The following is a 26,734-nucleotide window of genomic DNA, read 5'->3' as shown; positions in this document are numbered from 1 at the left end:
TCGTAATCCTTTTAAGCCGTGCACCGGTTATTAAAGTGCTTTTGGAAAGAAACGCCAATCTTTTACCACGGGCATCATTTTTGCTTAAATGGGTGAGTGGCTCTGCTAGCGTTGTAGGTGGTATGAATACTGTAACTGGAGCTACGGCTTCAGTTAAACTATTAGAAGGATATGACGATACTACCGCATATGTGGGAGAATATTTTCGTCTGAGTTTTGCATCCTCTGACTACGTTGTGAAATCCTACAGGTTGGGAGGAGCCGCTCCTGATGGTCTTTCTCTTAATCCTAATGTTTCTGAGTTCGGAGTTGGTACGATAGATGGGATTCCAACAAAAAAGGGGGTCCACAATCTTGATATCTGGGCTTTCGAGGAGGAGGGGCTGAAGGGAGATTCCACGCTTTTGGCTATTACAGTTTATATTCGTGAGAAGGGCCCGACTATTTCGACGCAGCCTCAAGGTGTATCCACCGCTTGGGGTGCGGCATTTGATTTGGAGGTTGAGCTTCAGGATGACAACGGCGCCAGTTTCCAGTGGCGCAAAGATGGAATTGAAATTCCTGGAGCAAGCTCAACGACCTTGGCTATTTCTCAAGCTACCAGTATGGATGAGGGAGTGTATGACGTTCTGGTTACTAAAGACGGAGACACCGTCACTTCAGATTCAGCTTCTGTGACATCCAGTGGCGTAGAGCGGTGGAAAGAAGTGGCTTTCGAAGATCCTTTTTCTGAATTAACGGATGCGCAGTTGGATCCAGACTTGGATGGATTGATCAACCTAATCGAATACGCCATTGGTTCAGATCCTACCTCTCCTACGGCTATTCAGTTACCTCAAGTGGGCTTTAAACAGATTCTTTCGAACCAGTATGTAATCTACAGCTATTTGAAAAATCCTAATGCAGTCGATATTTCTATATCGGCAGAATACACGGATGATTTAGCAAGCCCCACTTGGATTCCTATATCGGATTTTCTCAATGGTATCCGAATTGAAGATTCAGGAGACGCATTCCTGGTAAAGGTGCCTCGTGAAACAGCTTGTTTTATCAGATTTATAATTGCTGAAACTTGATTGGAGATAAGCAGCTTATTCCAGCTCCAGCGAGTTTTCTAAGTCTTCTGCGCTTAGGTCTAACTCAGGCAAAGGTTCTTTGACCGGGGTGGTTAGCAATGGCGCTTTGAGTCCCGGTAAATAGTCGCTAAACGGTTTATCATCACTTCGATGACGTAGCGCATATTGAACCATTCCCATGCGCGCGTCTAGGTTGTCGATCATGGATACAAAAACGGCTTCAGGAGTAGCCGCCATAGCTGCAGCTCCCCATTCTAATTCACCCTGGTGGGAAAGGATAATGTGTTCCAATCTTTCGAGAAGATCAGGCTCAAGCTTGGCTAGCATGCCCGCTTTTCGTGCCATTCGATAGCCTAGTACGACGTGCCCTTGCAGAATGCCGGTTCGGCTTTTGCTCACACTTAATTCGCCTTCATACTCGATGACTTTACCGATGTCGTGTAATAAAAGGCCTGCCATGGCTAGACTCGGATCTACTTCCTTATAGAGAGGCAATAGCGCCTTGCAGGCTCGAGCCATATGAATCGTGTGCTCAATCAATCCATGCCGGTAAGCATGGTGCATGGCGATGGCTGCCGGGGTTGAGCGAAATCCCAATTCTATTTCATCAATGGCCAGGCGGACTGTTTCTCTTAGTTTTTCGTGTTCGATATCTGCGACAAAAGTTTGAAACTCTTCCCACAGCTCATCGGCATTTTCCAGCGATGTTTCTACTAAGCGCGAAGACAGATCTGGATTTGCGAGTTCTTCTTCAGTGAGTGCTCGTGTTTCTGTTAGGCGAGGTGAAAATCGCCCTTGATAGATCCCGGTAGTTAATCCGACGAATACGGGTGAACCTTCTTTTATCGATTCGATTCTCGAATAGATTGGGTTGTCGCCGAAGCAGAATGCGTGGAAGTTTCCTGTGCGATCTCCGTATTCCAGGCTAAGGTAGTTCGAGTCATTCTTCGCCTTCTTGTTGGCTTTCTTTTTAAGAACGAATACGCCTTGGACGGGTACGCCCTGGGTATGGTCCATTTTCTTAATGTCATTAATGGTGCTTATAGTATCCAAATTCATAGTACGATTATAATAGTAGCCAGGAGCCTAAGCTTAAGAAGATAAAGAAACCGGTTATGTCGGTTATAGTTGTAAGGAAGATGGACGAGCTTTGTGCGGGGTCGAGACCAATGCGTTTCAAGAACAGGGGAATAAACGCTCCACTGAAACCGGATATTCCCATGGTCAAAACCATCGCTACAAATACGACCAGGGAAGTCATGGCATCTCTTTCAAGTGCATAGGCCAAGCCTCCGCCGATGAGACCGACTCCAAGTCCATTTATGATCCCTTTGAAGAGCTCGTTGAGATAGATTTTGAATTTATCGGTGTCATGAACATCTTCTAGTGCTAAGCTCCGAATGACTACAGCAAGAGTCTGGGCTCCAGTGTTACCCCCAGTCGCAGCGATAATGGGCATAAAAACTGCCAAGAAGGTAAGGGTGGCGATTTGTTCTTCAAAGAACCATACCACGCCAGCCGCTAATGCGACGGTGAATAGATTTACCTGTAGCCAGAAGTGTCTCTTTTTTAGACTGTAACCAACGCTATGATGGATGGTTTCATCGGCACCTGCACCTACTAGCTTTTGAATGTCCTCAGTTGCCTCAGCCTGGATAATGTCGATGACATCATCGTGGGTCACGATTCCAAGCAGCTTGCTGTTGCTGTCCACGACGGGTAGGGCAATCAGGTTGTATTCAGCCATCATGTTTGCAGCTTGCTCTTTGTCAGTGTCTGGCTCCAGCATGCCAAGCATGTGAGTTTCCATAAGCTTTGTCACCTTGGTTTCAGGTGATGAAAGTAGCAGATCCTTCATGGAGACTACCCCGAGCAATTTTTCCTCCGCATCCACCACGTATACGTAGTAAATAGTTTCTAATTCCGACGCCTGATCACGGATCGCTTGAATTGCTTCGTCGGCGGTAAAAAAATCGCGGATCGAACACACGTCTGGGGTCATTGCCCCTCCTGCGGAATCGGGATCGTATTCAAGGAGTTCCTTAATCTCTTGGGCAGATTCAGGCTCCATTTTGTTGAGGAGGTCTTCTCTTTTCTGATCCTCAAGCTCAGCTACCAAGTCAGTGGCATCATCTGGGTCTAGCTCCTCGAGCAGTTTCGCCGCACGCGGTTCCTGCATGTTTTCGAACACTTCGGCGCTGGCCTCCACGTCCATTTCTGCAATGATTTCCGTCGCCACTTCATCTGAAACCATGCGCAACAACTCCCTGCGATGCTCTAAATCGAGCCTATCAATGAAGTGGGCTAACTCGACGGGAGGAGTCTCAGACAATTGCGATTGCTTGAGGGAACCAATATCATCCGGGTCGAGGCTGAGTAGGTACTTCAGATCGTATCCGGACGTTTCCGGTGTGTTTTCGGAGGATGTGTTCGCCGCAGTCATTGCCAGATTATGAGAAACTCTTCCTAGCAAACAGGGAAACTTTATTTATCCGAGTATTTTTTTACTAAAGCAGTAAATTCTTTAAATCGTGGGTGCATTGAATCTCGGAGTATGCTGTAAAAGATGGATTCGCTTGGTAGTAGGTGTGCTCCGTGAATGCGTAAGGATGCCAGCGCTGCCTCACTGTCCTGTTCTCGTCTGCAGCCGATAGCGTCACTGAGGAGAGTAACTTCTATATCCGCATTGATGGCATCCAGAGCCGTTTGGTAAACGCAAATGGAGGTCTCGAGTCCGGCAATAAGAATGTGTTGGAGGTCATTTTCTTGGATCCATTCTTCGATTGCGGGCTCTGTAAATGCTGACAAACCGGTTTTTGCGATCCGGGGCGCATGGGGGAGTAATTCGCTCAATTCTTCTACGGTGGATTGAAGGACCTCGGGGCGTTGCTCCGTAAAAAGAGTAGGGAGGCCAAATAGCCGAGCTGTTTCAACTGCGAATGCGCTTCGACCTAGGAGTGAATCAGCAGTCCCAATGACTTTTAGGAATGGAGGCTGAATATCGAGGATTAGTAGTCCAAGATGCGGAATGAGGGGCTCTGAATGTTCGTTCATGATAGTTGGAAAGTTCTTTGTTTATCCCCTGATATGATTTTTTGCTGAATTCACCTGAATGATTTCATTCTCAGGAAGGATCAATGCAGTCAGTTTTCCACCCCATACGCAGCCAGTGTCTATGCCTAGCGAGTAGCGGCGTTTGAATACGTTTTTTCGAGGCGTATGGCCGTAGACGACGAACGGTTTCTGCTTCCAGGATTGGGCCCAGAACTTCCCAGGGGTTCTTTCATTCCTCTTTCTGGGCTGGCCGTTGTTATCAATCTTCTGAATGTGAGTGACTACTTGGGCAGATTGTTTTCTCCATGGGATGTCGGGAAGAAAGCCCCCATGAACAAACACCATGTCTTTGGCGGGCAATTCCTGCCAAATGACCATGTTTGAGATATAGTTCCAGTCCTCTGCCTCCAAGGATTTAAGAGTGTCTTTTTCGTAATCCCTTAGTTGTGATGAATCCAGATCGTGGTAGAATTGCAGTAAGCGATATTCATGATTACCTAATAGAGAACCGGCTTTTAGCTCTCGTGCGAGTTGAAGGACCGCTTTGGAATCTGGGCCACGATTGACCAGATCTCCCAAAAATAGGATCCGATCCTTTTTCTTGGGTCGGATTTTCTTAAGGAGCTTTTCAAGCTCGCGAATACAGCCGTGTACGTCACCAATGACAATTAACCGGCCATTGACCGGAAAACTTTCTGAACCCTTTTCTTGATGAAAGGGAAACAATCTGTTTTTCAATTCAGGTTCCACAACGAATGTTACTTATCTATGGAATGGGAAATTAAGCCCTTTGGTAAAGAATCCGCCTTCTCTGGCAATCCCTTTCAGGACGGAGAAGAAGTTAATTGCTTTTTAGTTCGAACTGAAGAGGGAGCTGTCGCGCGTATAGATGTGCATGAGAATGACATTGAGAGTATCGATGCGAAAACCCCTATTCTTGGTCGGTGGACGAGAACTTATGAGGCTAGCCCCGATAAGCGGGAGGAGACTCTCAATCAGCAAAGAACATTGGAAGAATTGTTTTTTAGCCTTTTCGAAGTGGAGGATGCGGTTGCCGGTGAAGAAACGGAGACACTCAAGCAGATCGTGAGTCTGATGCTGGAGCGCAAAAGAATTCTCCGCAGGTTACCCGCTAAATCGACTAACGAGCTTACTACTTATATACACGTAAAAAGTAAGCGTGAGTTTACAGTTCCTGTTACAGATATTACTGCGAAAGTAGTCATGGGTGTTCAGGAGCAATTACAGGTACTGGTCCGGTAATTCAACCGGTAGTAATGTGAGCGGGGTGCTCTAGTTATACCGTCGTCTCAGGTTTGTGGGGAGGATGCCTAATTCTTCCCGGTATTTAGCCACGGTTCTACGTGCAATTTTAATATCTTTTTCTGCCAGCAAGTTGACTACTGCTTGGTCGCTCAAGGGCTTCGCTGGATTCTCGCTCTCAATGATATTTGCAATCATATCCTTGATTGTGGTGTTCGACAGTGACTCTCCTCCAGATGAATTGTAACCAGGAGTGAAAAAGTACTTCAGAGCAAATAGCCCGTGTGGGGTTTTAACATACTTGCCTGCAATGGCACGACTTACCGTCGTTTCATGTACGCCCACTTCGTGTGCTACTTGAGTCATTGTCAGTGGGCGCAGTTTTGATAAGCCTTCTTCAAAAAAATCGATTTGGAAATCGAGGATCGATCGACTTATTTTTTCGATCGTTTGCTGGCGCTGTTCGATGGAGCTTATCAGGAATTTCCCAGAGCGCATTTTTTCCTGAATATATTCTTTCTCCTGTTTGCTTAGTTTTCCTCGTGCAATAATCTCCTTGTAAACATTGCTGATTCGAAGACGGGGGATGTATTCGTTGTTAAGATGAATGACCCAATTGCCTTCATCTTTTTCAATATATACATCGGGGGTGATAACTTGATTGGTATCTTCTCCGTATTTCCTTCCCGGAGAAGGATCCAGCTTAGATATTTCTTCGATCGCTTCTTGGACCTCGTCTATGTCTGCGTTTAGTCGTTTGGAGATATCCGGAATCCGTCGGCGCAATAATAGCTTGAATTGGTCTTTAACAATACGCCATGCGAGACTCTTCGTTCGATCATTTGCTTGCAATTGAATGAGCAAGCAATCTTGCAGATCCACTGCGCCAATGCCAGGAGGGTCCAATGATTTGAGAATAGTGTGAGCTTGTTGTATAGTCTTGAGAGATTGACGACAAAGCAGGGAGAGGTCCGACAGGGACGTTGTGAGAAAGCCACGATCGTCCAGGCTCCCAATCAGGTAGTTGATTGCCTCTTTTTGATTCCCATCAAGATCGACCAAGTCTGCCTGTTGGATTAAATGCTCCTGTAAGCTGGTGCTGGTTACCAGGCTATCGAAGAAGTGTTGTCTGCGTTCTGCATCCTGGGAGGTATAAGTGCTTGCCGAGCTTTCCTGAGCGAAGTGGTCCCTCCAGTCTTCATCCAGTTTGCTTAGGATTTCGAAGTCCTTATCGAAATCCATTTCATCGGATTGGTCCGGAGTATTATCTTCAGCTCCGCTTTCCAGGGTAGATTCAAGGCTCGCGCCTTCAATTGGTAATTCTTCGAGCGCTGGGTTGCTTTGCAGTTCACCGAGAATTTCATTGCGAAGCTCCATTGTGGGCGCCTGCAATATCTTCAGGGATTGGCGAAGCTGAGGCGCCAGAACCAGGGATTGGGTCTGCTTTTGTAGTTGTTGGAAACCTTGTGAGGGCACCGCTTAGTTTGTTCTAGAATTTTGTAGGTTGGGTGGGTTCTTGGTCTAAGGGCGAAAAGAAATATTCCAGGGTAGGATCCTTTTCGAAGAATCCCGCTTCATTAAAGATGTGTCCCAGGTAAAGGGATAGTTTCTCATTCGTAGGACCGTATCCCTCACCGTACATGTAGAATTCGAGGTCGGTTAGCACTTCTACTGCTTCCTGGTATCGTTGGTCACGATCTCTTGTGAGAAGCTTTTGCAAAATGTTATTCAGGTGTGAGTCGATCCCCTCTCGTTGTTCTTCGTAGTTGGGAATCTCCATTTCCAGAATGTTTTCTATCGATGCGTCATCATCGATTCCAAGAAATCGATTATAACCTTCCAGCATTTCTGCCAGGACGACTCCGATTGAGAACAGGTCGGCCCGCGCATCGGTCACTTCTTTGCGCGCCTGCTCAGGGGAAATATACTCATAACGACCTGCGATGATTCTGCCTTCTTGATTATACATCAGGTTGCGTGCTTTCGCTATGCCGAAGTCGGTGAGCTTCACGTCACCTTCGCAGGCGAGCATGACATTTCTTGGATTGATATCTCTGTGTACGATGCCGAGTTCTCGACCTCGGCGATCCCGCTTGCGATGAGCGTAGGAAGCGCCTCTGGCAAGACGACTGGCGATAAAAACGGCTAAATCAACCGGGATTTTCTTTCGGAGGCCGCGGTGTATGTTAATGAACTCGCTGAGATTGATGCCACGCACCAGCTCCATGGTGATAAAGTACTGTCCATTGACCTCACCGAGATGATAAGTCTGCACAATATTGGTGTGGATTAAATCGGCTACGAGTTGAGCTTCTCCAAAAAAATTGCTCCGAAAATCCCTAACCTGGGAGTATTCTTCACGAATGAGTTTCACCGCGATGGATTTTTCAAAACCTCCTGCGCCATTTTGCACTGCTTCATGAACAATTCCCATGCCGCCTTCTGCGATTTTACGCACAAGGTCGATCTTAAGCTGGTCTGAAATTTCGTTTAGCTGCATTACGATGAAACAACTAGAGGCTATTTATTCGCAACTTTCAAGCGATCAATTGTAAAACTAGCATGAAATATGCTGTGTTAACCAGAAAGGGCAGATGGGGTTGACAATAGTGGCCTCCTCAACATCTGTATTCGCCATGATTTCACTGACTGAATCTGCTGCTCGAAAAATTGAATCACTCCAGAAAGAAAAGGCTGATGAGTCCAAGCGCTTGCGCATATTTGTCGAAGCCGGTGGATGCTCTGGATTAGAATATGGAATGAGCTTCGATATGGAGAAAGACGGGGACAATGTCTTGGAGAGTTATGGTGTCTCTTTCCTGATGGACGCGACCAGTCTTGCCTATTTGGATGGATCTATCGTCGACTTTGATGATGGCTTAAACGGCAAGGGATTCGAAATAAAAAATCCCAATGCCAAGACGACCTGCGGTTGCGGTCGCTCCTTTAACTAAGTCAGCCAGCAAATTAGCTGAAGTCTCTTTCTGGCTCGGTTTCCGCTTCGTAATCAACGGAGTCGTATCCAAAGCCAAAGAGCTTCAAAAACTCGGATTTGTAACCAGCGTAGTCAGAAATTTCTTGGAAGTTCTCGTTGGTTGCTTGGTCCCATAATTCGGCAACGGCTTCCTGGATCTCGGGCTTCATTTCCCAATCGTCGATCCTGGCGCGACCCTCTTCATCGAAATCAATGGCGTTGTCATTATACATTTGAGAAGCATACAAACGATAAAGCTGCTCGATGCAGCCTTCGTGGAGTCCCTTTTCTTTCATCACCTTGAAAAGAATCGAGATATAAAGTGGAACTACTGGAATGGCGGAACTGGCTTGAGTAACGACCGCCTTATTCACGCTTACGAATGCTGAGCCTCTTTTGACTTTAAGCATGGCGTCGATGCGTTTGGCGGTGGCATCAAGGTCAGTTTTTGCCTGACCAATGGTTCCGTTCCAATAAATGGGCCAGGTTACTTTGGGTCCAATGTAAGAGAATGCGACACTCCGGCAGCCATCTGCCAAAAGGTTGTTTTCTTCCAGGGCATTCATCCACATTTCCCAGTCTTCGCCACCCATGACTGCTACGGTGTCTGCAATATCCTGATCGGTTGCGGGATCGAGAGTCACTTCTTTGATAATGTCTTTGTCTGTATCCAGGGTGGGGCCAACGAATGCCTCACCTAGAGGCTTCAAAGTGCTCTTATGAATCGCTCCCGTTTTGGGGTGTTCGCGTCTTGGGGCTGCCAAGCTATAGACGACTAGGTCGACCGGACCCACATCATTTTTCAAAATTTCAATGACTTCGTCTTTTATTGAGTCTGAAAATGCATCGCCGTTCACGCTCTTCGCATAGAGGCCAGCTGCTTTGGCTTTTTCTTCGAAAGAAACAGAGTTGTACCAACCAGCTGATGCCGTTCGGCCATTAGTGGAGGGACGCTCGAAGAATACTCCGACGGTCGATGCATTACTCCCAAAAGCTGCTGCGATCCGTGCAGAGAGGCCATAACCTGTCGACGAGCCGATGACTAAGACTTTCTTTGGGCCACCTTCAAAAGTGCCTTGTGACTGAACGTAATCGATTTGTTCCTGAACGTTGGCTGCACATCCTTCAGGATGAGCTGTAATACAAATAAATCCGCGAACTTTGGGTTTAATGATCATGGGCTGGGAGTCGGGTTAAAGGCGCCAAGGCTGAAATCTCACTCTGCCTCTTTCAAGGCGATAATTTGAATAGGCCTAGCTTTGTCTAGGTAGTTGCCACCGCACGCTTCTTTTCTTCTTTGCGACGTTGACCTGCATCGAGAATCCGTTTCCTGAGCCTTAGGTGCTTCGGGGTCGCTTCTACTAGCTCATCCTGTTCGATGTATTCGATGGCTCTTTCTAGGCTGAATTGGATGGGAGGTGTGAGAGCTACGGTGTTGTCCTTGCCGCTCGAACGCATGTTATCCAATTGCTTTTCCTTGGTAGGGTTGACTGGCAAGCTATGATTTCGTGGATTCTCCCCCACGACTTGGCCTCCATATACTTCATCTCCAGGTCCTACAAAAAGTTTACCTCGAGTTTGTAAGGCTTCCAACGCATAGGTAGCTGCTTTCCCTTGGTCCATGGAGACAAGAGTGCCCGTGAGACGTGTAGTGATTTCACCGGCAAATGGACGATACTCGTGGAACAGGTGACTCATCACCCCGTGCCCGCTAGTCAGGTTTACCAACTCACTTTCAAAGCCGATCAGGCCGCGCGTGGAAATTTCTGCTTCCACGGTTACACCCGTGTGATGGTGTTCCAGGTTGGTGATGGTTGCTTTCCGGTTGCTCAACGCTTCCATAACGCCTCCGAGCATATCGGACGGTGCTTCCACCCAAACGCGTTCGAAAGGTTCACAGTTTTGGCCATCGATCTCTTTATAGAGTACGTTCGGGCGGGAAACAAGAAGCTCAAATCCTTCACGGCGCATCGTTTCTACCAAGACCGCAATCTGCATGGCACCACGTGCGTTCACCTTGAAAGTTGTGGATTTGTCCGTGTCTTCCAGGCTTATTGATATGTTTGATTGGGTTTCGCGGATGAGGCGTTCGCGGATTTGTCGGGAAGTTACTTTTTTCCCATCGCGGCCAGCCAACGGTCCGTCGTTCACAGCAAACTCCATCTGAATGGTTGCGGGATCAATCTCAACGAATGGAAGGGTTTCCGCATCAGGAGTCGCTGCTAAAGTGTCTCCGATATCGATGTCCTCAAAACCTGCCAATCCAATGATGTCGCCAGCAATTCCTTCAGCCGAATCCGAGGTCTTCACTCCACTATAAGTAAAAAGCTTGGTGATTTTTACGCGCTGCTTGGAGCCGTCTTTTCTAAGAGCATGCACGGTTTCGCCTTGTTTGATGGATCCGCTTAGGATTCTACCCACTGCAACACGTCCAACAAAATCATTCCAATCGATGTTACTGACGAGCATGCGGAAAGGGGCATCTTCGACTACAGGAGCTGGAATGTTTTCAACCACCGTTTCAAAGAGGGCGTCCATGTTGGCTCTGGGACCATCAAGGTCCTTGTCCGCCCAACCGTCCTTGGCACTTCCGTAAAGGAAAGGGGCGTTAAATTGTTCTTCGTTGGCTTCCAGATCCAGGAACAGCTCCAACACCTTGTCGTGAATGACCTCAGGTTGGGCAGTGTCGCGGTCGACTTTGTTTACGACTACGATTGGTTTTAGACCATGTCCGAGTGCTTTCTTGAGTACCCAGCGGGTCTGAGCCTGTGGACCTTCAGCCGCATCCACTAATAAGAGCACACCATCGACCATTTTCATGACTCGTTCCACTTCAGCGCCGAAATCGGCGTGACCCGGTGTATCAACGATGTTGATGGTAGTACCATTCCAGATAACGGCCGTGTTCTTGGCCTTGATGGTGATACCTTTTTCGCGCTCCAGATCCATGGAATCCATGACCCGTTCTTCAACGGCCTGGTTTTCGCGAAAGGTGCCGCTTTGCTGTAAGAGCTTGTCCACTAGGGTGGTCTTACCGTGATCAACGTGCGCAATGATTGCGATGTTTCTGATGGTGCTGGATTCCATGATGAAAATTGTGAAGCCGCACAAGTTGACACCGCCGCACCGGATGGCCAGCTAAAAAACATAGGCCGAATGGGCCTCCCTAAGCCCCTGAAGAGCGATCATAAAATGATCTGTGACAAGCGGATATTGATTTTCTGCTAAATCGGTTCGCCATTCTTTAGCGTGGGGAAAAACTGGACTTGCCGAGCGAGTTCACAGATTTCCTTTTGAACTTCAGTCAATCCTGATTTTATAATGACATCCTTTGCATTACCCACCTCATCAATGAGGACGGTCAAAATGACCTGGTTAATTTGCTCTTCTTTCAGGTACTTTGAAATAGATGCTTTGTCCAAGGGTTCGTAGAGGCTTGGGCCCCGTGTTCTGCCCTCATTAGCAGCCATGTATTGAAGCATGAAAAACTGGTAGGTCTCTTCTTCATTCAACAATCGGCGTTTTTCGGACAGATTATTGGGGATTTCTTCGCCTTTGGAATAGAAATGATAGGAGACTTTACTCAGTTCAAACCCCTCAGGCATTCCTCGGATATCAAAGTTTACGGTTTGAGTGTCATCGGGAATCAGATCATTTAATTCAACCATTCGGCCTTTGATCCCTTTTTTGACTTCATTATTTTCTTGGTTTGAGAAATGAACTAACCCGAAGAGATATGCATTTTCGTGAATCCAGTTCGGTGTGAAGGTCAGGTTTACTCGAACCGTGTCGGGAAATGCCAATGCATCTGCCATTTCCATATCGAGCTCCATCAGTCGATCCTCGTAGTCAAATAGAGTTTCGGTGTTGTCTATGCTTAGATTCGAAGAAGACATCTGCAGGCTTTGCAGTTCGTTATATTCATCAGAAAGCCTTTGGTAGTATCGGTTCTCGGTCGTGTAAGCCGAGTTTTCGATGGTTATGAACTGGGTGCTAAACTTCAGGCTTCCTTGAACCTGAATGATGGATGTTTGGGGCAAGGTCTTCTTTTTGCCGTTAACAAAAATGAGGTATCTTTTGTTTTGAAGATCAGCTAAGGGAAATGAGTCGCCTTCATAAGCAACAAGCACATTCGCACCGTAATACAGGCTGGGTTGTTCTTCGGCGGAGAACACTTTCACTTGAAAGTCAATAACTAGACTGATTGCTATTGTTGAAAGGAGAGTAAAGAGGTTTCGATATCTCATATTTGCCGGGGTTAGGTGGTTACAATGCTCCTCTTAAAAGGTAGCTCAATTTCAGGTACTTTCCAAAGCTGCCCATCAGGTATTTTGTCTGATGATACACCTGATCAGTGAGGGTAATGCCCCATTGATCCATAGCTTGTGCAGCTGCTGTAATTTTATGTTACTGAGGATTGCCAGAGTAGTGAAAAGGTCCATCATCCCTGCTCATTGTACCATAAACCCAGTTGTTACTCTGTAATCACTTGGGGCATCGGATACGTTTAGAACCGTTTTATACTGGAAATGTTTAAGAAGATCCTCGTTACCCTCATTGTCCTGATTGTGATCATTGGCAGTCTCGTAGCCATTAAGTCTTCTCAGTTCAAAGCTATGGGCGAAGCGGGTGCTGATTTTCAGCTCCCCCCAGAGTTTGTGACGAGTGCACCTGTAACGGAGAGTCGTTGGGTGCAAACATTGGATGCAGTTGGATCGCTTGCCGCCGTTCAAGGTGTGACTGTTACGACTGAGGCTGCGGGAAAGATTTCGACACTACATTTTGAATCAGGCGAGGTGGTTACCCAGGGCCAATTGCTTGTCGAACTGGATACATCGACAGAAGAAGCTCAGTTGGCAGCTGCTAAAGCCGAAGCAAAGCTCGCAGAAACAAACCTTGTGCGGGCGCGGAAGTTATTTAAAAGCAGAACGGTGCCTGAGGCAGAGTTTGATGCCGCGGATGCCGCACAACTGGCTGCAGCTGCCCAAGTTGAAAATCTCCAAGCTATCATAGAGAAAAAGAAAATACTGGCTCCTTTTGACGGTCGGCTTGGAATTCGGCAAGTTGATCTTGGGCAATTCCTAAACAATGGAAACCCCATTGTATCTCTGCAATCGCTTGATCCTATTTTTGTTAATTTTTCGCTTCCTCAACAATCGATTTCAAAAGTGAAGGAGGGGCTGACGGTTGAGCTCCGAGTGGATGCTTATCCAGAAGAGGTATTTACTGGAAAGCTAACCGCCGTTGATCCGAGTGTGAGTGCCGAGACGAGGACGATTAGTCTGCAAGCTACCTTGGATAATACGGACGAAAAGTTATTACCTGGGATGTTTGCCACGGTGTCGGTCATATTACCTGATACCCAACTTAAGAAGATCGTGCCCGCTACCAGTATTCTTTACGCGTCCTATGGTAATTCGGTCTTTGTGATAAACGAAAAAGATGGAGCAATGATCGTAGACCAGACCTTTGTTCAGGTGGGTGAAGCGAGAGGGGATTTTGTTTCCATCGTTTCTGACATCGAGCCTGGAAGCATTGTGGTTTCAACGGGTGCATTTAAACTGAGGCAAGGAGCGAAAGTGGCGTTGAATAACGAGCTCAATACCGATCCTCAACTCAAGCCTGATCCGGAAGACGCATAAAGCCTGTCTGGCATCAATGATCATTTGATGAAGTCCTTTACAGAGATATTTATTAGGCGCCCAGTATTGGCCATAGTCGTAAACCTGGTGATTATCATTGCCGGTATACAGGCTGTGAGCTCCCTGAATTTGCGGGAGTATCCCAAGAACGAAAATGCGGTTGTTACTGTTAATACGGTATATCTAGGGGCTAGTGCGGAGTTGGTCAGAGGTTTTATAACGACTCCACTCGAACAGGCCATCGCCGAGGCTGGCGGTATTGACTACATCGAGTCGATTAGTGCTCAAGGAATTTCAACGATAACGATTCGCTTGGAGTTAAATTACGATGGCAATGACGCTTTGGCAGAAATTAGCTCGAAGATAGACCGCGTCAGGAATGATCTGCCTCCGTCTGCTGAAGTTCCGATTATCAACATGACTACCGCTGATAGTCAGTTTGCTTCCTGTTATCTTTCGTTCACTTCAGAGTACATGGCTCAAAACGAGATCACGGATTATCTTATCCGTGTGGTTCAACCTCGTTTGTCAGCGATCGTCGGTGTTCAACGCGCACAAATCCTTGGAGCCAGAACCTTTGCCGCTCGTATCTGGCTCAAGCCTGACCGGCTGGCTGCATTTGATCTTAGTCCTGCACAAGTTAGGCAAGCAGTTGCTGTCAACAATATCTTGGCAGCTCCCGGTTCGACCAAAGGTGCATTGATCTCCATCGATCTGACCACCAATACCGATCTGCAAACGATTGAGGAATTTCAAAAGCTAGTGGTTAAACAAGAGGGGAACACAATCGTAAGGTTAGAGGATATCGCAGACGTGGTGCTTGGTTCCGAAAATTATGATTCGGACGCGCGCTTTTCTGGAAACCGAGCAACCTCTATGGGGATCTATGTTTTACCGGATGCTAATTCGCTTGATGTGATCGCTGATGTCATTGATGAGATGGAAGCGCTGCAGAACGATTTGCCGGTGGGGATGGAAGCGTTGGTGAATTACGATTCGACGAAATACATTCGCAATGCGATCTCCGAAGTGGTGACAACCCTGGTTGAGACATTGGTGATTGTTGTCCTCGTTATATTTCTGTTTCTCGGTTCTCTGCGCTCTGTTCTAGTCCCGGTGGTTGCGATTCCGGTTTCATTAATCGGCTCCGTATTTCTGATGCAGGTTTTTGGATTCTCTATTAACCTGCTCACATTACTGGCTATCGTGCTTTCTGTGGGACTTGTGGTTGATGATGCCATTGTTGTCGTTGAGAATGTCGACCGAAACTTGCGGCGTGGAAAATCTCCATTGGATGCTGCCATTGATGGCGTGCGAGAACTGGTTGGTCCCATCATAGCGATGACACTCACATTGGGGGCTGTCTATGCGCCCATCGGTTTCCAGGGTGGTCTGACCGGATCCCTCTTTAAGGAATTTGCGTTTACACTTACCGGGGCAATTCTGATTTCTGGCTTTGTGGCATTAACTCTCTCTCCGGTGATGGCTTCAGGATTACTTAAGCCAAGTTCAGAGGATAGATGGCTAAAGCGTAAGATTAACTATGGGTTTGAAAAGGTTACTCGATTCTACTCTGGCGTTCTTAATAGCACCTTGGCTTCACGGCCGTTCGTCTACGTTGTTTGGATCTCTTTGTCTCTATTTACGATTCCTATGTTTCTAGTTTTGGCCAAGGAGTTAGCGCCATCTGAAGATATTGGTGTCATTTTTGGCATCTTGGATACGCCTTCCAATTCGACTATCGAGCAAACAAATATTTCCGCTGATGAAGTGAACCGCATCTGGCTAACTTTCCCCGAAACGGATTTTACCTTTCAGCAAACTCAACCCAATGCTGGGTTTGGAGGCATGATTTTGAAGCCTTGGGATGAGAGAGCTCGATCTGTCTTTGAAATCCTTCCTGAAGTTCAGCAGAAAATGTCGAGCATTCCCGGAGTAAGGGTCCTGAGTATAACTCCAGGTGCGTTACCAGGGGGGAGCCAATTTCCTGTCGAATTCGTTATCACATCTACTGCGGACACAGAGGTTATCTTGGGATTTGCTCAGGAAATTGCACAGAAGGCGGCTCAGAGTGGAAAGTTCGCATTTCCTCCTCTCATTGACCTTAAGATAGATAAACCTGAGGCAGAGCTCATTATAGATCGTGATAAGGTTGCAGCGCTCGGCTTGAATTTGGCTGACGTCGGCAATGATCTCTCAGCGATGTTTGGTGGAAACTACGTGAACCGGTTCAATATCGATGGAAGAAGTTATAAGGTGATTCCTCAAATCAAACGATCCGAAAGACTCACATCAGAACAGTTGCTTTCTATCTATGTTACGGGTCCGAATGGAACTACAATTCCGCTAAGTTCAATCGCAACTATCGAGCACAATACGATTCCCCGAACTTTAAACCGTTTTCAGCAATTCAATGCCGTTAAGATTAGCGGTGTGGCTATTACTACTGTGGATGATGCGCTCACATTTCTTGAAACCGAAGCTGCCAAAATACTACCTCAAGGCTACAATATCGACTACACCGGTGAATCAAGGCAGCTGAGGGTCGAAGGAAGCAAGTTTTTCTCTAGTTTTGGTCTAGCGATTGTATTGATATTCCTGTTACTGGCTGCTCAGTTTAATAGTTTTAGGGATCCGTTCATCATTCTGCTCGGCTCGGTTCCATTGGCTATGTTTGGTGCTGTTATTTTTATGTTTCTTAAAATGCTCAATCCGGGCTTGGCGCATTGGACGGATCCATTTACCACGACCTTTAATATTTATTCTCAAGTTGGTTTGGTAACGCTAATTGGAATCGTCGCTAAGAACGGAATTCTTATTGTGGAATTTGCCAATGAGCTTCAGCGAGAAGGGCTAGATAAGTTGTCAGCAATCAAAGAAGGAGCGCTTACTAGACTCAGGCCCGTGCTCATGACGAGCACCGCAACCATCTTTGGTCACTTTCCATTAGTTCTTGTAACTGGGCCAGGTGCAGAAGCACGAAATAGTATTGGCCTTGTTTTGGTTGGTGGAATGGCAATTGGTACCTTCTTTACCCTGCTCGTCATTCCTAGTGTTTATATGCTTCTTGCAAAAGACCATCACGGTAAGGCTCGCTTTAGCATCCATGAGGAAGGAGCGCCTGTATCATGAAGTGGATTATAAGAGTAACAGCCATTCTCTTTGTTGGCTCACTGCCGGCTCAAACGCCTGTTGCCATTCCGGATACCTTGGATCTGCCAACAGCATTGTCTTATGCCTTGGAGAATAACTTTGCTATTCGGCAGGCACAGCAGCGTATCAAGGAACAGGATGGCCTGATCGTGGAAGTACGGTCACGCGCTCTACCAAACGTAAGTGTGAATGCCAGCTATACGGAGTTGGACTCAGGTCTCTCTGAGTCCAGTCAGTTTTTTTCTCCTACTAATAATGACTGGCGAGTTTCGCTCGATGTTAAGCAAGCGCTTTATACGGGTGGGGGAGTGAGAGCTGCGTTGCGCGCCCAAGACTATTTAGAACAGGCAGTGATCTCTGATCTCAAGGCTACGATTAATCAAGCGGTGTTCCTCGTTTCGGCTGGATTCTACGATGTCTTGCTAGCTCGTGAGAAAATTTCAGTGCAGGAGCAGAATATCCAGTTGCTCGAAGATCAACTTCAGGACTCCAACAATCGGTATGAAGCAGGAGCGGTGTCTCAGTTTGAAGTACTGCGGTCCGAAGTAGAATTGGCCAATGCGCAACCCGAACTGATTCGGGCCCGCAATGGATTCAAAATTGCCATTGAAGAACTACGTCAACTACTCGGTTTCACTGGAGTCCACCTTGATGACTTGGACAAGGTGCCGACTTTTGTTGGGACTTTAGACTTCGAACCAAATTCAGTTAATTTAATGACGGCTATCGAAACGGCAAAAGCCAGCCGTCCAGAATTGCAGCAATTAGAGCTGATATCCAGCGCGCGGGAAGAAGGGGTCATAATTGAAAGAGCTGGAAAGCGACCCTCCCTAGATTTGGTCGGTTCTTATCAGTTTAATAAATCTGTAACTTCCAGTAGTTTCAACGATTCCCGCGATGGATGGACCATTGGAGTTCAATCCAGTTGGGATATCTGGGATGGTAAGGCCACAGATGGACGGGTTCAACAAGCGCAAGCACAGCTAGAGCAAGCCCGTCTGGATCTGGGGGAAGCTTCTTTGGCCATCGAAGTCGATGTCCGCCGTTCCATGCACGACCTTCGTCAGGCGGCTGAGCTTTCGAATGCGGCCGAGAAAGTCATAGAGCAAGCCGAAGAATCACTTCGGCTCGCTAATGAACTTTATTCAGCAGGGCAAGGAACCCAACTTGATGTGCTTCAATCTCAAGTAGCATTAACCGAGTCGCGCTTAAATCAGCTGGAAGCCTTCCACAGTTACAAGATTGCACAGGCAGCTCTGTCGCGATCGTTTGGAAATGCGATCCCATACGAAGAGCCGGAACAGTAGGCTTAGGGATAATAGGTTGCTTTCGACTGATTGAACTCTGAAAGTAACTGATAGTTCTTATGGTGTCTCTTTTGGAATCCACGCCAGCCTGATAGCTTGTAGGCGTCACGGTTATGAGGCTGTTTTTTTAATTCTATCAGTGCCTGCTGTTGATCCTTTGCGTTTTGAGGGTGATCAATAATTCCAAGCAAATAAGGAATGCTGTGAGAGCTCACTTGTTTAAAGAATAGCTCCTCCGGGTATTGAATTTCATCTGCCTGATACAGAGCAATATTCTGATGGGTTACCCATTTCGGAGTATCCACGAATTGGAGACCACTGAAATATGAGAATACGAGAATCAGGTTAGTCACGGTTAACCATTTGATGTTTTGGTTCCGCAAAATGGCCCAACCCAGTAGCCCATAGCCAAGGATGACTAAGGCCAGAAACAGCGCTACGTAAACTCGCTTGGGTGTATAACCATAGGCATCTACATAGATCCAGAGTCGGAAAAATACTCCACTGATAAGGATCAGGTTTTGGACCATCCAAACCAGAGCGAGTATTCGGATCCCGTGGTTTTGCGAAACGACTGCATGGTGCTGAGTTAGCAAGGCCATGATCATGGCCGAAAGAATCGTCGTTGCGATGAGAGCATAAACGCCTTGGTGAACGTAGTCGCTGTGATAGATGCCCGGTGGCAGTTCTCTGGAAAACCAAAGAAAGATCACATCAGTGACGTTAGAAAGTAGGAATAGTAAATTAAGCGCTCCCAGGCAGGCTAACCATTGATGCAGTCTTAAAGAACCTTCAGCGACTCCGAATTGCCTCCAGGATAAGTCCAGTTTTGCAGAGAGTGAGCTGGCTTTAGGCGGACACACCAGAATCAGAGTTAGGGTTGCAAATAGTGACCACCAAACGAAACGCCTGAATGTTGGAAATTGAATGCCAGCAAGGTAGTCGAAGAAAGCGCTAAAAAAGTCGCCCGTCCATTTTCCCAGCACGGCATTCCCTGAACCGAGTAGCCAACCAAATATAAATAGAAGGCAGAGAGCGGGTAAGAGGATTGCGAAGGCGTATTTGATTCGTTCGGGATTCATACTTTTTGCCGATTGCTTTTGCTGGATGAGCGTTTGGAAGGTGAACATGGCTCCAAATGGTCGGACAATAGATAGTAGGCCTTCGCACCAACGTAACCACGCTTTGGGTAGCTTACTATGGGCACTGAATCCGCTTAAACAGAACAGTAGAATGGTTATGGCCAAGATATTAGATAGACTCAGGAATCGGGCGCTTTGGGCGCAGCTGAGCCCCAGAAGCAGGAAGGTGGCCCAATGCCAGGCTTTCTTAGGTTGCTCAGTCCTGTTTGTGAGAACTAGAAGGCCTAGAAAAGCACCGAATACTCCAACGGACAATCCAGGCATGTAGTCCAGGAACAGAAAGTCCGCCAAAAAGACAGTGCTTATGACCGAGGCAATGGGTCGAATGATTCCCTTGGGAATGTCGACAGTGGGAGCGGGCAGCGGAATGGGCCGCTTTTGTGGTAGTGGTGGAGGGGTGTTCATGTTATTGAGTTATTTGATTAATAAATAGCTCAATAACGGAGACGGTTTAGTCGCTCCCAGCTCGGATATTGAATCCGGCTTAAAGCAACTGACTCATAAAGTTTAGAAAAAGGGCTTCCTTGATAAGGAAATCTTACTTTTCAGCCAGAACCCTTGCGTGAACCTTGGCAACCATTCCCATGTAGTTATTCGCCGAATACTCGGTGGCCGCGAGGTCTATATGCTTCTTGGCAAGTTCATCCTGACCTAAGGCTTCATAGTAGAGGCCCAAGTATAAGTGTGCGTAGTTGAGTTGCTGTCGGGAGTAGGGGGAGTTTTGTTTCGCGGCTTTAAGAACTCCTTCCGGCTCAATTTCTCCAGCAAATAGTTGCCAGACTTGCTTCATCGGAATCCTGGAATCATGATGAATGGGAATGAGTGATTCGCGTGCAGCTTTTAGTCCATCCGCTCTGGTCTTACAGATGAAGTGCCACACGGCATTTTCAACATCTTGCGTGTTGTAGGTTTGGTGCAGCTCAAATTGTTCGACGCCTTTTTGATACTCGCCCGCATAGTAAAGAGATATTCCTCGCTGCCAATGGCGAGGAGCCATACGTGGGTTCAGCTCGATCACTTTGTCAAAGGCCTCGACCGATTCGGCGAAATGCCCAGCAACGAAATGTTCGACGCCTTGTTGCTGATATTCGCCCGAGGAGAATTCGGATTCTTGGGCGTTGACGAAATGCCCCCCCAAGGCCACGCACATAAGAAGTAGCCACGTTCGTAAGAGCGTGGAAAGTACGTCTTTTAACCTTATCACTGAACCCACGCTGTCACCAGTGTGGCCAAAATGAAGCTTATCCCATTCCGTATTCATTTCGCTACGGGCACTTCGTCGATGCCGCCTGTCATTTTGCTGGCAACAGCTCCTTGAGGAGCTTTGGGCCAGGGAGTTTCCCCAGGTGCCCAGCTTTGTGGCTGCTTGGCTCTTATTGCATCTACGTGATCTTTTAACCACTGAGGAGGATTCTTGTTTTCCTCCATTCCATAAACATAGGGCAGGGGAGGATCCATGAGAAGTGGCTTATTACCCATGGGAGGACGCTCAGCACCCACGGCTGCTACTCTGGCCTTGAGCTTCTCAACCAGTTCTGGATTTTCGGCTGCGATGTCTTTTGTTTCGTAGGGATCTTCTTTAATGTTGAAGAGCATATCACCCATCAGCTTGTGGTCACCTTTGCGTATCGTTGGTAGACGGACGCTGCCGACCACGTCGTAGACCACTTCGTCCCGTGGGCTTTCCTTACCTTCGAAGAGCATCGCGCGCATATCGAGCGCATCTACTTTGCTCACCTGTTCATGTGAGGCTCCACCGATTGAAATAAATGTGCTGAACCAGTCGGCAACGAACATCATGCCATCCGTACTCGTACCTGCCTCGGTATGGCCTGGCCAGCGAACGATGGCCGGTGATCTCACTCCGCCTTCAAAGGTTGTGTTTTTAGTACCCCGATAAGGTTTACTCATCTCCTCCAGTACCGGGCCATTGTCGTTGGTGAAGACAAGTAAGGTGTTTTCTTTTAATCCGTGGATGTCGAGTGCGTGAACGATTTCGCCGACACCATCATCAAGTGCTTTGAGCATAGCGTCTCGCGCATCGAGATGTTTGTAGCGATCAGGAACATTGAGTGGTCCGTGGACCGCGTTGTAGGCGACGTAAAAAAAGAAGGGATGCCCCATCTTTGAACGATCTGCCTGGTTGGCGATCAGCTTGACGGTTTCCTGGGTGAAAAGATCGGTCGCGTAGCCGAATTCTTGCACGGGTTTTTGCTTTCGATGCCAATCATAGACTGCGAAGGTGGCTGGTGCATTGTGAACGATTGATTTATTGAAGTAATCGATTCCCCAGGCGTAATGACCATACTGATACATAAAGCCTTGTCCCATGGGCAGGTGTTCGGGGAGCCACTCGCCTGCGTGCCATTTTCCTATCAGGGCTGTGAAGTAACCGGCCTCTTTTAAGGCTTCAGCAATCGTTCGTTCATTCGTGTCTAGTCCATGAATGCGTCGCGTCGCTTCTCCGCGATCATTGTGGGCCAGCGTTAGTCCTAGCTTGGCCAGGTAACTGGGTTTCCCAAAGTCTTCTGTGCGCCAGTCACTCCAAGTTCTGAATGAATACTTGCCGGTTAAGAAAGCGGCTCGGGTAGGCGCACAAACGGAGTGGGTGTAATACTGTGTGAGCCGCATGCCTTCTCCAGCCAGCTTGTCAATGTGGGGGGTAAGCTCCGAATTGCCTCCGTTGAATCCGGGCTGAGCCCAACCCATGTCGTCTGACATGATGAATATGATGTTGGGTCTATCCTGCGCAACTACAGACAAGAATCCCGTGAGCAGTAGGAAACTGGTGGTGTGAAAAAAACGACGAAACATAAGGAAGAAGGATATATTTCTTCCTAGCTTTTGCCTAAAATTCAACTGAGGCGATAATTAAAAAGGTAGCAGTTCTAACTTGCCTTCTGAGCAGTTGCTAATTCCTCAATTCGGTTGCCGGTCAATGCTTGTTCGATTTCATCCATCAAACGTTCTGGCATAGGAAAATCTGGAAAGTAAAATAATCCTGCGGGTAATTCTCTTGGATTTACCACATTGACGGGACCTTTGCTTGTCCGATTGATCTTCCAACCCGGTAAAATGATAAGCGGGTAGACAGGAATCGCCTCCCCCGTGTGTTCACGCAGAATCCTTGCCAGGGTAGAGGCGTTTTTTTGTACGGTTCGAATACAGGAAGCATCGTTTCCCCATGGGTATTGAAGCTCCCGAACGTTGTAATTGAGCTCACGCTCTTTCATTCGTCTATAAGTCTTTGGAGTTTCGGGCGTTTCTGTTTCCAGGCAAAATACGCCGCTGTCATTTATTAGCAAATGGTCGATTTTTAATCCCTCCAGATCCAGGTCATGGAAAATCCGATACCCCATGAGAGACAGCGGCTGAAGTATTTGAGAAACAAACAATTCTCCGCGGTAACCCATCTTATATTTTTCCAGCTCTTTCAGGAGTCGCCATAATTTAAACCCAAGCAGGGCAATGATTCCCGTTTCTACACCAAAGAGAAACACAAAAGTCATTTCGTCACCGGTACGACTTTCGAAAAACATGTAGAAGACGCAGGCGTGGAGAATGGTCGGGAATATAAGAAATACGATTTTTTCGGTTACCTTTTCGTGTGTCTGCTCGATCTTTTCCAGCACACTGTGCCCCGGTAATTTTACTGGCTCCTCATCGTCCATCGACTCGCGGAGTCGGGCTCGATTCTGCTGTATCTTTTTGATGAAGATATAGCAGGCTATTATTCCAGGACCGAACAATACGATCATGAGTACAAACTGAGGGGGAATCGTCATAATTTTTCCAGCGAGCGGTTTCTTTGGCTGCTCAAGGAAAAGAATAAAATGTGGCTCTAGAGGCTAGGTAATTGCCGCTTTTAACAAGCTTGTTACAAGATCCGACACTTTAATTTTTAAGATCCGTAAGTCTCCTAAGGACTATGCCTTAGTTTACGAGTCCTGGATCGGGTAGATCGACTGCTATGGGATTTCTTTGAGGCCGCAATTTCTCTACGAGCTTTAAACTGAGGACTAGAAATGAGGGTAAGAAAATCAATGTTACAAAGGTCGAAAAGAGTAGACCAAACAATACAATGGCGCCGACTCCCCGATACAGTTCGGTACCTGCTCCAGGAAAGAGAACGAGTGGTGCAATTCCGAACACGGTGGTCGTAGTCGACATGAGGATGGGGCGGATACGCGCCAGAGTTGCTTCTTTTACAGATTCGGGAGCCTCCATACCTGCTCTGAGACGATCGATCGTTCCACTGACAATGAGAATGGGGTTATTGACCACCGTTCCTAGTAGTATCAGGAATCCCAGCATCGTAATCATATCGAATGGCTGACTGATCGGCTCTAAGCCCAACAAGCCAAGCACCGCGCCGCTGGCATTTATAATCCAAAGACCACCGATTCCTCCGGCGATCCCGATCGGGACGGTCGCCAAAATGACCCAGGAAAATCCCCAGTGAGAAAATACCGCACTTAGCAGTAAGTAGGATAAAATGACAGCGATGGCAAAGTTACCGATAAGCGCTTCTCTCGTTTTTTGTAATTGATCACCGGCACCCGTTACATCAACAACCACTCCACCAGGAATAGCATTTTGGTCGCGCAAATAGTTTACGATGTCTTTTCGAACTACCTCCACCGCATCTTCAAGAGCCACCGATTTGGGTGGTATAATGTTTAAGGTAACCGTTCGGTCGCCATTCAATCTTCGAAGGGAATCAGTATCCACTTTTTCAACAAGCCTCGCAACGGAATCTACTGAAACAACGCCTCCGGTTGGTGCATAAAGAGGCAGGTTTGCCAAGGTATCCAAGCTGTCGACTTCTCCTAACTGGTTGTAGAGAAACATGTCGACTCGTCGACCATCCAGGAGGAATTCATCTACATAGGCTCCATCGGTCAGGGCGCGTACGGTAAATCCAAAAGAGGAATTCGTAAAACCCAATTCTGCGACGCGATTCCAATTGGGTTGTATCTCGACCATAGGTTGCTGTAGGCTGAGAGCCGAAGGAGTAGAATTGACCGAAGGTCCGTCAAAGACTTCGAATGCTCTTCTGTAAGCCGCTTCTGCAACACCGTAAATTTCATTCAGGTCGTCGCCTCCGACATTTAAATTCACACTGCGCGAACCACCATCGTTACTAGAGATAATGGATCCTTTGCTAATGAATGTACGTATCCCCGGGAATTGTTTAAAATACTCCGAAAATGCGCCTCTTAACTCATTGATTCGCTTCGGATCGTAGGTTTCGGCAACCACCAAGCTCCTGGAGCTACTCATGGTTACTCTGAGGCGAATAATGGGAGGAATCGACTTATCAAGGGAAACGTTTTCCAAAGATCCATTCTGTGTCAGGTAGGGACTAAACTTGTTATTTATCGCCTGAGCGATGGATTCCATTGTTTCAATATTGTAGCCCGGTGGAGGCAGGATTCGGCAAAAAATCTTAGCCTCTTCGCCTTCAGGTAAGTACTCAGCTGAGGGCGTTAAAAGAAAAATGATAAGCGCACTGATTCCGACGGTAGAGGCGAGTCCGATAAGGGCTCCTGTCGTCGAAGTGACAATTTTGTCTACCATCCAATCAAACAGCTGGAACAAACGAGGTCGGTTCATGCCCACTTTAGCCGTTTTTCCCAAGCGTTTAAAATGCACGCTGGCGGTTGGGATAATGGCGATAGAAACCAGCATCGAAGCAAGGATGGCTCCGGAGATGGCAATGGAGATGTCGGAGAATAATTGGCCTGCTTCTTCTTTAATTAACCAGATCGGAGTAAACACGATGACCGTCGTCATGGTGGACGCCAGTACAGAAGACCAGACTTCTTTAACCCCTTTTAAAGCTGCCTCGGATCGTCCGAGCCCTTCCCGACGTTTCTTTTCAATACTCTCCAAAACGACAATGGCGTTGTCGACCGTCATGCCTATGGCGAACGCCACGCCTGCCAGTGAAATGACGTTGATCGTGCGTCCGGCCGCTTGCAGTCCGATAAAAGCAGCAATGGTGCAAATGGGGATACCAGCCACACAGAGTAGCGTACCTGACTTGGATCGTAGAAACAGCCAAAGCACAATCGTGGCGGCAATCGCACCGAGTATCAGGTTTCTCCATACGTTTTTGATGGAGGCTTCCACGTAGCGTACATCATCACTCGTTTTAAACAAAACGAGGTCCACTGGAGCCAGGACGTCTTCATTGATTTCATCCACCACCTCCATCATGGCATCACGAATATCGATTACGTTAGATCCTATCTCGCGAGATACACCTGCAAGGATACTAGGCATAGTGTTCAGGTAGGCAACGGATCGGGTTTCATATAAACCGAGTTCGATTTCCGCAACATCACCCAGAGTGGTAACGGAATCTCCTTGGCGACGTAATATGATCGACGATAGATCTTCGGGAGATTCGATTCTTCCAATGGTGCGAACGAGGTAACGTCGTTTGCCACTGCTAATGTCTCCTGCAGAAATGTCGCGGTTGCGATCCCGGATCGCATTGCGCACATCGAACATCGTGATGCCTACGGCAGCCAGTCGGGCCAGGTCGACATTGATATGTATCTGTCTTTCAGGAGCACCCTGTACCCGGACACTCGATACTCCCTGGACACGTTCCATGCGTGGCTTTACCCGTTGGACAATAAAGTCGAACATGTTGAGTACATCCTCAGGTGTCCGTTTACCCGAGGTGTCCTGAATAGCAAAGAACATGAAATTGTTTGAGGAGAAGGAGGAAGCCAGGACCCTGGGTTCATCCACGTTTTCGGGGTAGCTGGGAACCTGGCTCAGCGCATTGAGGACCCGGATGAGGGCATCGTTGACGTCAATCGTGGCGGGGAATTCCAACTCGATTTCTGAGGATCCCATATTGGCGGATGAGACCATACGCTGAAGTCCCGGCACGTTTTGCAGGTAATCTTCCTGTTCGATAAGAATCTCTTTTTCTACATCCTGAGGCGTGGCTCCTGGCCATCCGGTTACTACTGATATAGTCCGGACATCCAGGTCTGGAATCATTTGCACGGGTATACGAACCGCAGCGACCACACCCAGCACGCAAATGAGCAGCGCGATTACCGCAACTTGGGTGGGATGTTTCAGGCACCATTCAAACATA

The 26,734-nt window shown here is 47.4% G+C and carries 20 protein-coding genes; 6 read left to right on the top strand and 14 right to left on the bottom strand.

Annotated features, from left to right (window positions below; translation table 11 throughout):
• The first annotated feature begins 122 nt into the window (after positions 1–122).
• Positions 123–1,076: an immunoglobulin domain-containing protein gene (locus GA003_10735; protein ID QXD26526.1), complete on the top strand. Its 954-nt coding sequence runs from the start codon at positions 123–125 to the stop codon at positions 1,074–1,076.
• A 15-nt stretch (positions 1,077–1,091) separates the two neighbouring features.
• On the opposite strand, the gene GA003_10730 is transcribed toward GA003_10735, so the two are convergent.
• The 4 genes from GA003_10730 to GA003_10715 are packed head-to-tail and all read right to left on the bottom strand — an operon-like array spanning position 1,092 to position 4,856.
• A complete protein-coding gene (locus tag GA003_10730) occupies positions 1,092–2,135 on the bottom strand; it encodes an HD domain-containing protein (protein ID QXD26525.1) in 1,044 nt (347 codons plus the stop codon).
• Positions 2,136–2,142: 7 nt separating this feature from the next.
• Positions 2,143–3,519, bottom strand: a complete 1,377-nt coding sequence (mgtE, locus tag GA003_10725) for a magnesium transporter (protein ID QXD26524.1) — start codon at positions 3,517–3,519, stop codon at positions 2,143–2,145.
• Positions 3,520–3,560: 41 nt separating this feature from the next.
• On the bottom strand, positions 3,561–4,130 hold the full coding sequence (locus tag GA003_10720; protein QXD26523.1) for an isochorismatase family protein: 570 nt from the start codon (positions 4,128–4,130) through the stop codon (positions 3,561–3,563).
• A gap of 21 nt (positions 4,131–4,151) precedes the next feature.
• Complete coding sequence (locus tag GA003_10715) at positions 4,152–4,856, bottom strand: metallophosphoesterase (GenBank protein QXD30408.1); 705 nt, start codon at positions 4,854–4,856, stop codon at positions 4,152–4,154.
• Positions 4,857–4,898: 42 nt separating this feature from the next.
• On the opposite strand from GA003_10715, the gene GA003_10710 reads away from it, so the two are divergent.
• Complete coding sequence (locus GA003_10710; GenBank protein QXD26522.1) at positions 4,899–5,393, top strand: hypothetical protein; 495 nt, start codon at positions 4,899–4,901, stop codon at positions 5,391–5,393.
• 30 nt (positions 5,394–5,423) lie between these two features.
• Here GA003_10710 and rpoN read toward each other — a convergent pair whose 3' ends face one another.
• Both rpoN and GA003_10700 read right to left on the bottom strand, forming a co-directional pair.
• Positions 5,424–6,869, bottom strand: coding sequence for an RNA polymerase factor sigma-54 (gene rpoN / locus GA003_10705; protein ID QXD26521.1), 1,446 nt, complete (start codon positions 6,867–6,869; stop codon positions 5,424–5,426).
• Positions 6,870–6,882: 13 nt separating this feature from the next.
• A complete protein-coding gene (locus tag GA003_10700) occupies positions 6,883–7,893 on the bottom strand; it encodes a serine/threonine protein kinase (protein QXD26520.1) in 1,011 nt (336 codons plus the stop codon).
• A 136-nt stretch (positions 7,894–8,029) separates the two neighbouring features.
• Here GA003_10700 and erpA point away from each other — a divergent pair, with 136 nt between their 5' ends.
• Positions 8,030–8,347, top strand: coding sequence for an iron-sulfur cluster insertion protein ErpA (gene erpA, locus GA003_10695; protein QXD26519.1), 318 nt, complete (start codon positions 8,030–8,032; stop codon positions 8,345–8,347).
• Between the two features lie 13 nt (positions 8,348–8,360).
• On the opposite strand, the gene GA003_10690 is transcribed toward erpA, so the two are convergent.
• The 3 genes from GA003_10690 to GA003_10680 all read right to left on the bottom strand — a co-directional run bounded on the left by GA003_10690 (position 8,361) and on the right by GA003_10680 (position 12,614).
• Positions 8,361–9,545, bottom strand: coding sequence for a trans-2-enoyl-CoA reductase family protein (locus tag GA003_10690; GenBank protein QXD26518.1), 1,185 nt, complete (start codon positions 9,543–9,545; stop codon positions 8,361–8,363).
• A gap of 85 nt (positions 9,546–9,630) precedes the next feature.
• Positions 9,631–11,454, bottom strand: coding sequence for a translational GTPase TypA (gene typA / locus GA003_10685; protein QXD26517.1), 1,824 nt, complete (start codon positions 11,452–11,454; stop codon positions 9,631–9,633).
• Positions 11,455–11,591: 137 nt separating this feature from the next.
• Complete coding sequence (locus GA003_10680) at positions 11,592–12,614, bottom strand: energy transducer TonB (protein ID QXD26516.1); 1,023 nt, start codon at positions 12,612–12,614, stop codon at positions 11,592–11,594.
• A gap of 282 nt (positions 12,615–12,896) precedes the next feature.
• Between GA003_10680 and GA003_10675 the strand changes: the two genes are divergently transcribed.
• From GA003_10675 to GA003_10665, 3 genes are read left to right on the top strand one after another with little or no spacing between them, the layout of a single operon-like run.
• Positions 12,897–14,009, top strand: coding sequence for an efflux RND transporter periplasmic adaptor subunit (locus GA003_10675; protein ID QXD26515.1), 1,113 nt, complete (start codon positions 12,897–12,899; stop codon positions 14,007–14,009).
• A 27-nt stretch (positions 14,010–14,036) separates the two neighbouring features.
• Positions 14,037–17,141: an efflux RND transporter permease subunit gene (locus GA003_10670; protein ID QXD26514.1), complete on the top strand. Its 3,105-nt coding sequence runs from the start codon at positions 14,037–14,039 to the stop codon at positions 17,139–17,141.
• The gene (locus GA003_10665) at positions 17,138–18,469 is read left to right on the top strand and encodes a TolC family protein (GenBank protein QXD26513.1); all 1,332 of its coding nucleotides are present in this window, start codon (positions 17,138–17,140) and stop codon (positions 18,467–18,469) included. Before GA003_10670 ends, GA003_10665 begins: the two co-directional genes overlap by 4 nt.
• 2 nt (positions 18,470–18,471) lie before the next feature.
• On the opposite strand, the gene GA003_10660 is transcribed toward GA003_10665, so the two are convergent.
• From GA003_10660 to GA003_10640, 5 genes are all read right to left on the bottom strand, one after another.
• Positions 18,472–20,016, bottom strand: a complete 1,545-nt coding sequence (locus GA003_10660; GenBank protein ID QXD26512.1) for a DUF4173 domain-containing protein — start codon at positions 20,014–20,016, stop codon at positions 18,472–18,474.
• Positions 20,017–20,149: 133 nt separating this feature from the next.
• Entirely contained in the window at positions 20,150–20,872 is a 723-nt protein-coding gene (locus GA003_10655) for a hypothetical protein (protein ID QXD26511.1), read from the bottom strand.
• Entirely contained in the window at positions 20,869–22,425 is a 1,557-nt protein-coding gene (locus tag GA003_10650) for an arylsulfatase (protein QXD26510.1), read from the bottom strand. Before GA003_10650 ends, GA003_10655 begins: the two co-directional genes overlap by 4 nt.
• Before the next feature lie 74 nt (positions 22,426–22,499).
• On the bottom strand, positions 22,500–23,396 hold the full coding sequence (locus GA003_10645) for an NERD domain-containing protein (GenBank protein ID QXD26509.1): 897 nt from the start codon (positions 23,394–23,396) through the stop codon (positions 22,500–22,502).
• A 148-nt stretch (positions 23,397–23,544) separates the two neighbouring features.
• Complete coding sequence (locus GA003_10640; protein ID QXD26508.1) at positions 23,545–26,733, bottom strand: efflux RND transporter permease subunit; 3,189 nt, start codon at positions 26,731–26,733, stop codon at positions 23,545–23,547.
• Between the last annotated feature and the right edge of the window lies 1 nt (position 26,734).

This window comes from Opitutia bacterium ISCC 52 (assembly GCA_014529675.2).
GTDB lineage: Bacteria > Verrucomicrobiota > Verrucomicrobiia > Opitutales > UBA2995 > UBA2995.
Note: the sequence above shows the minus strand (reverse complement) of the source record. Positions and strands in the feature narration are given on the sequence as shown.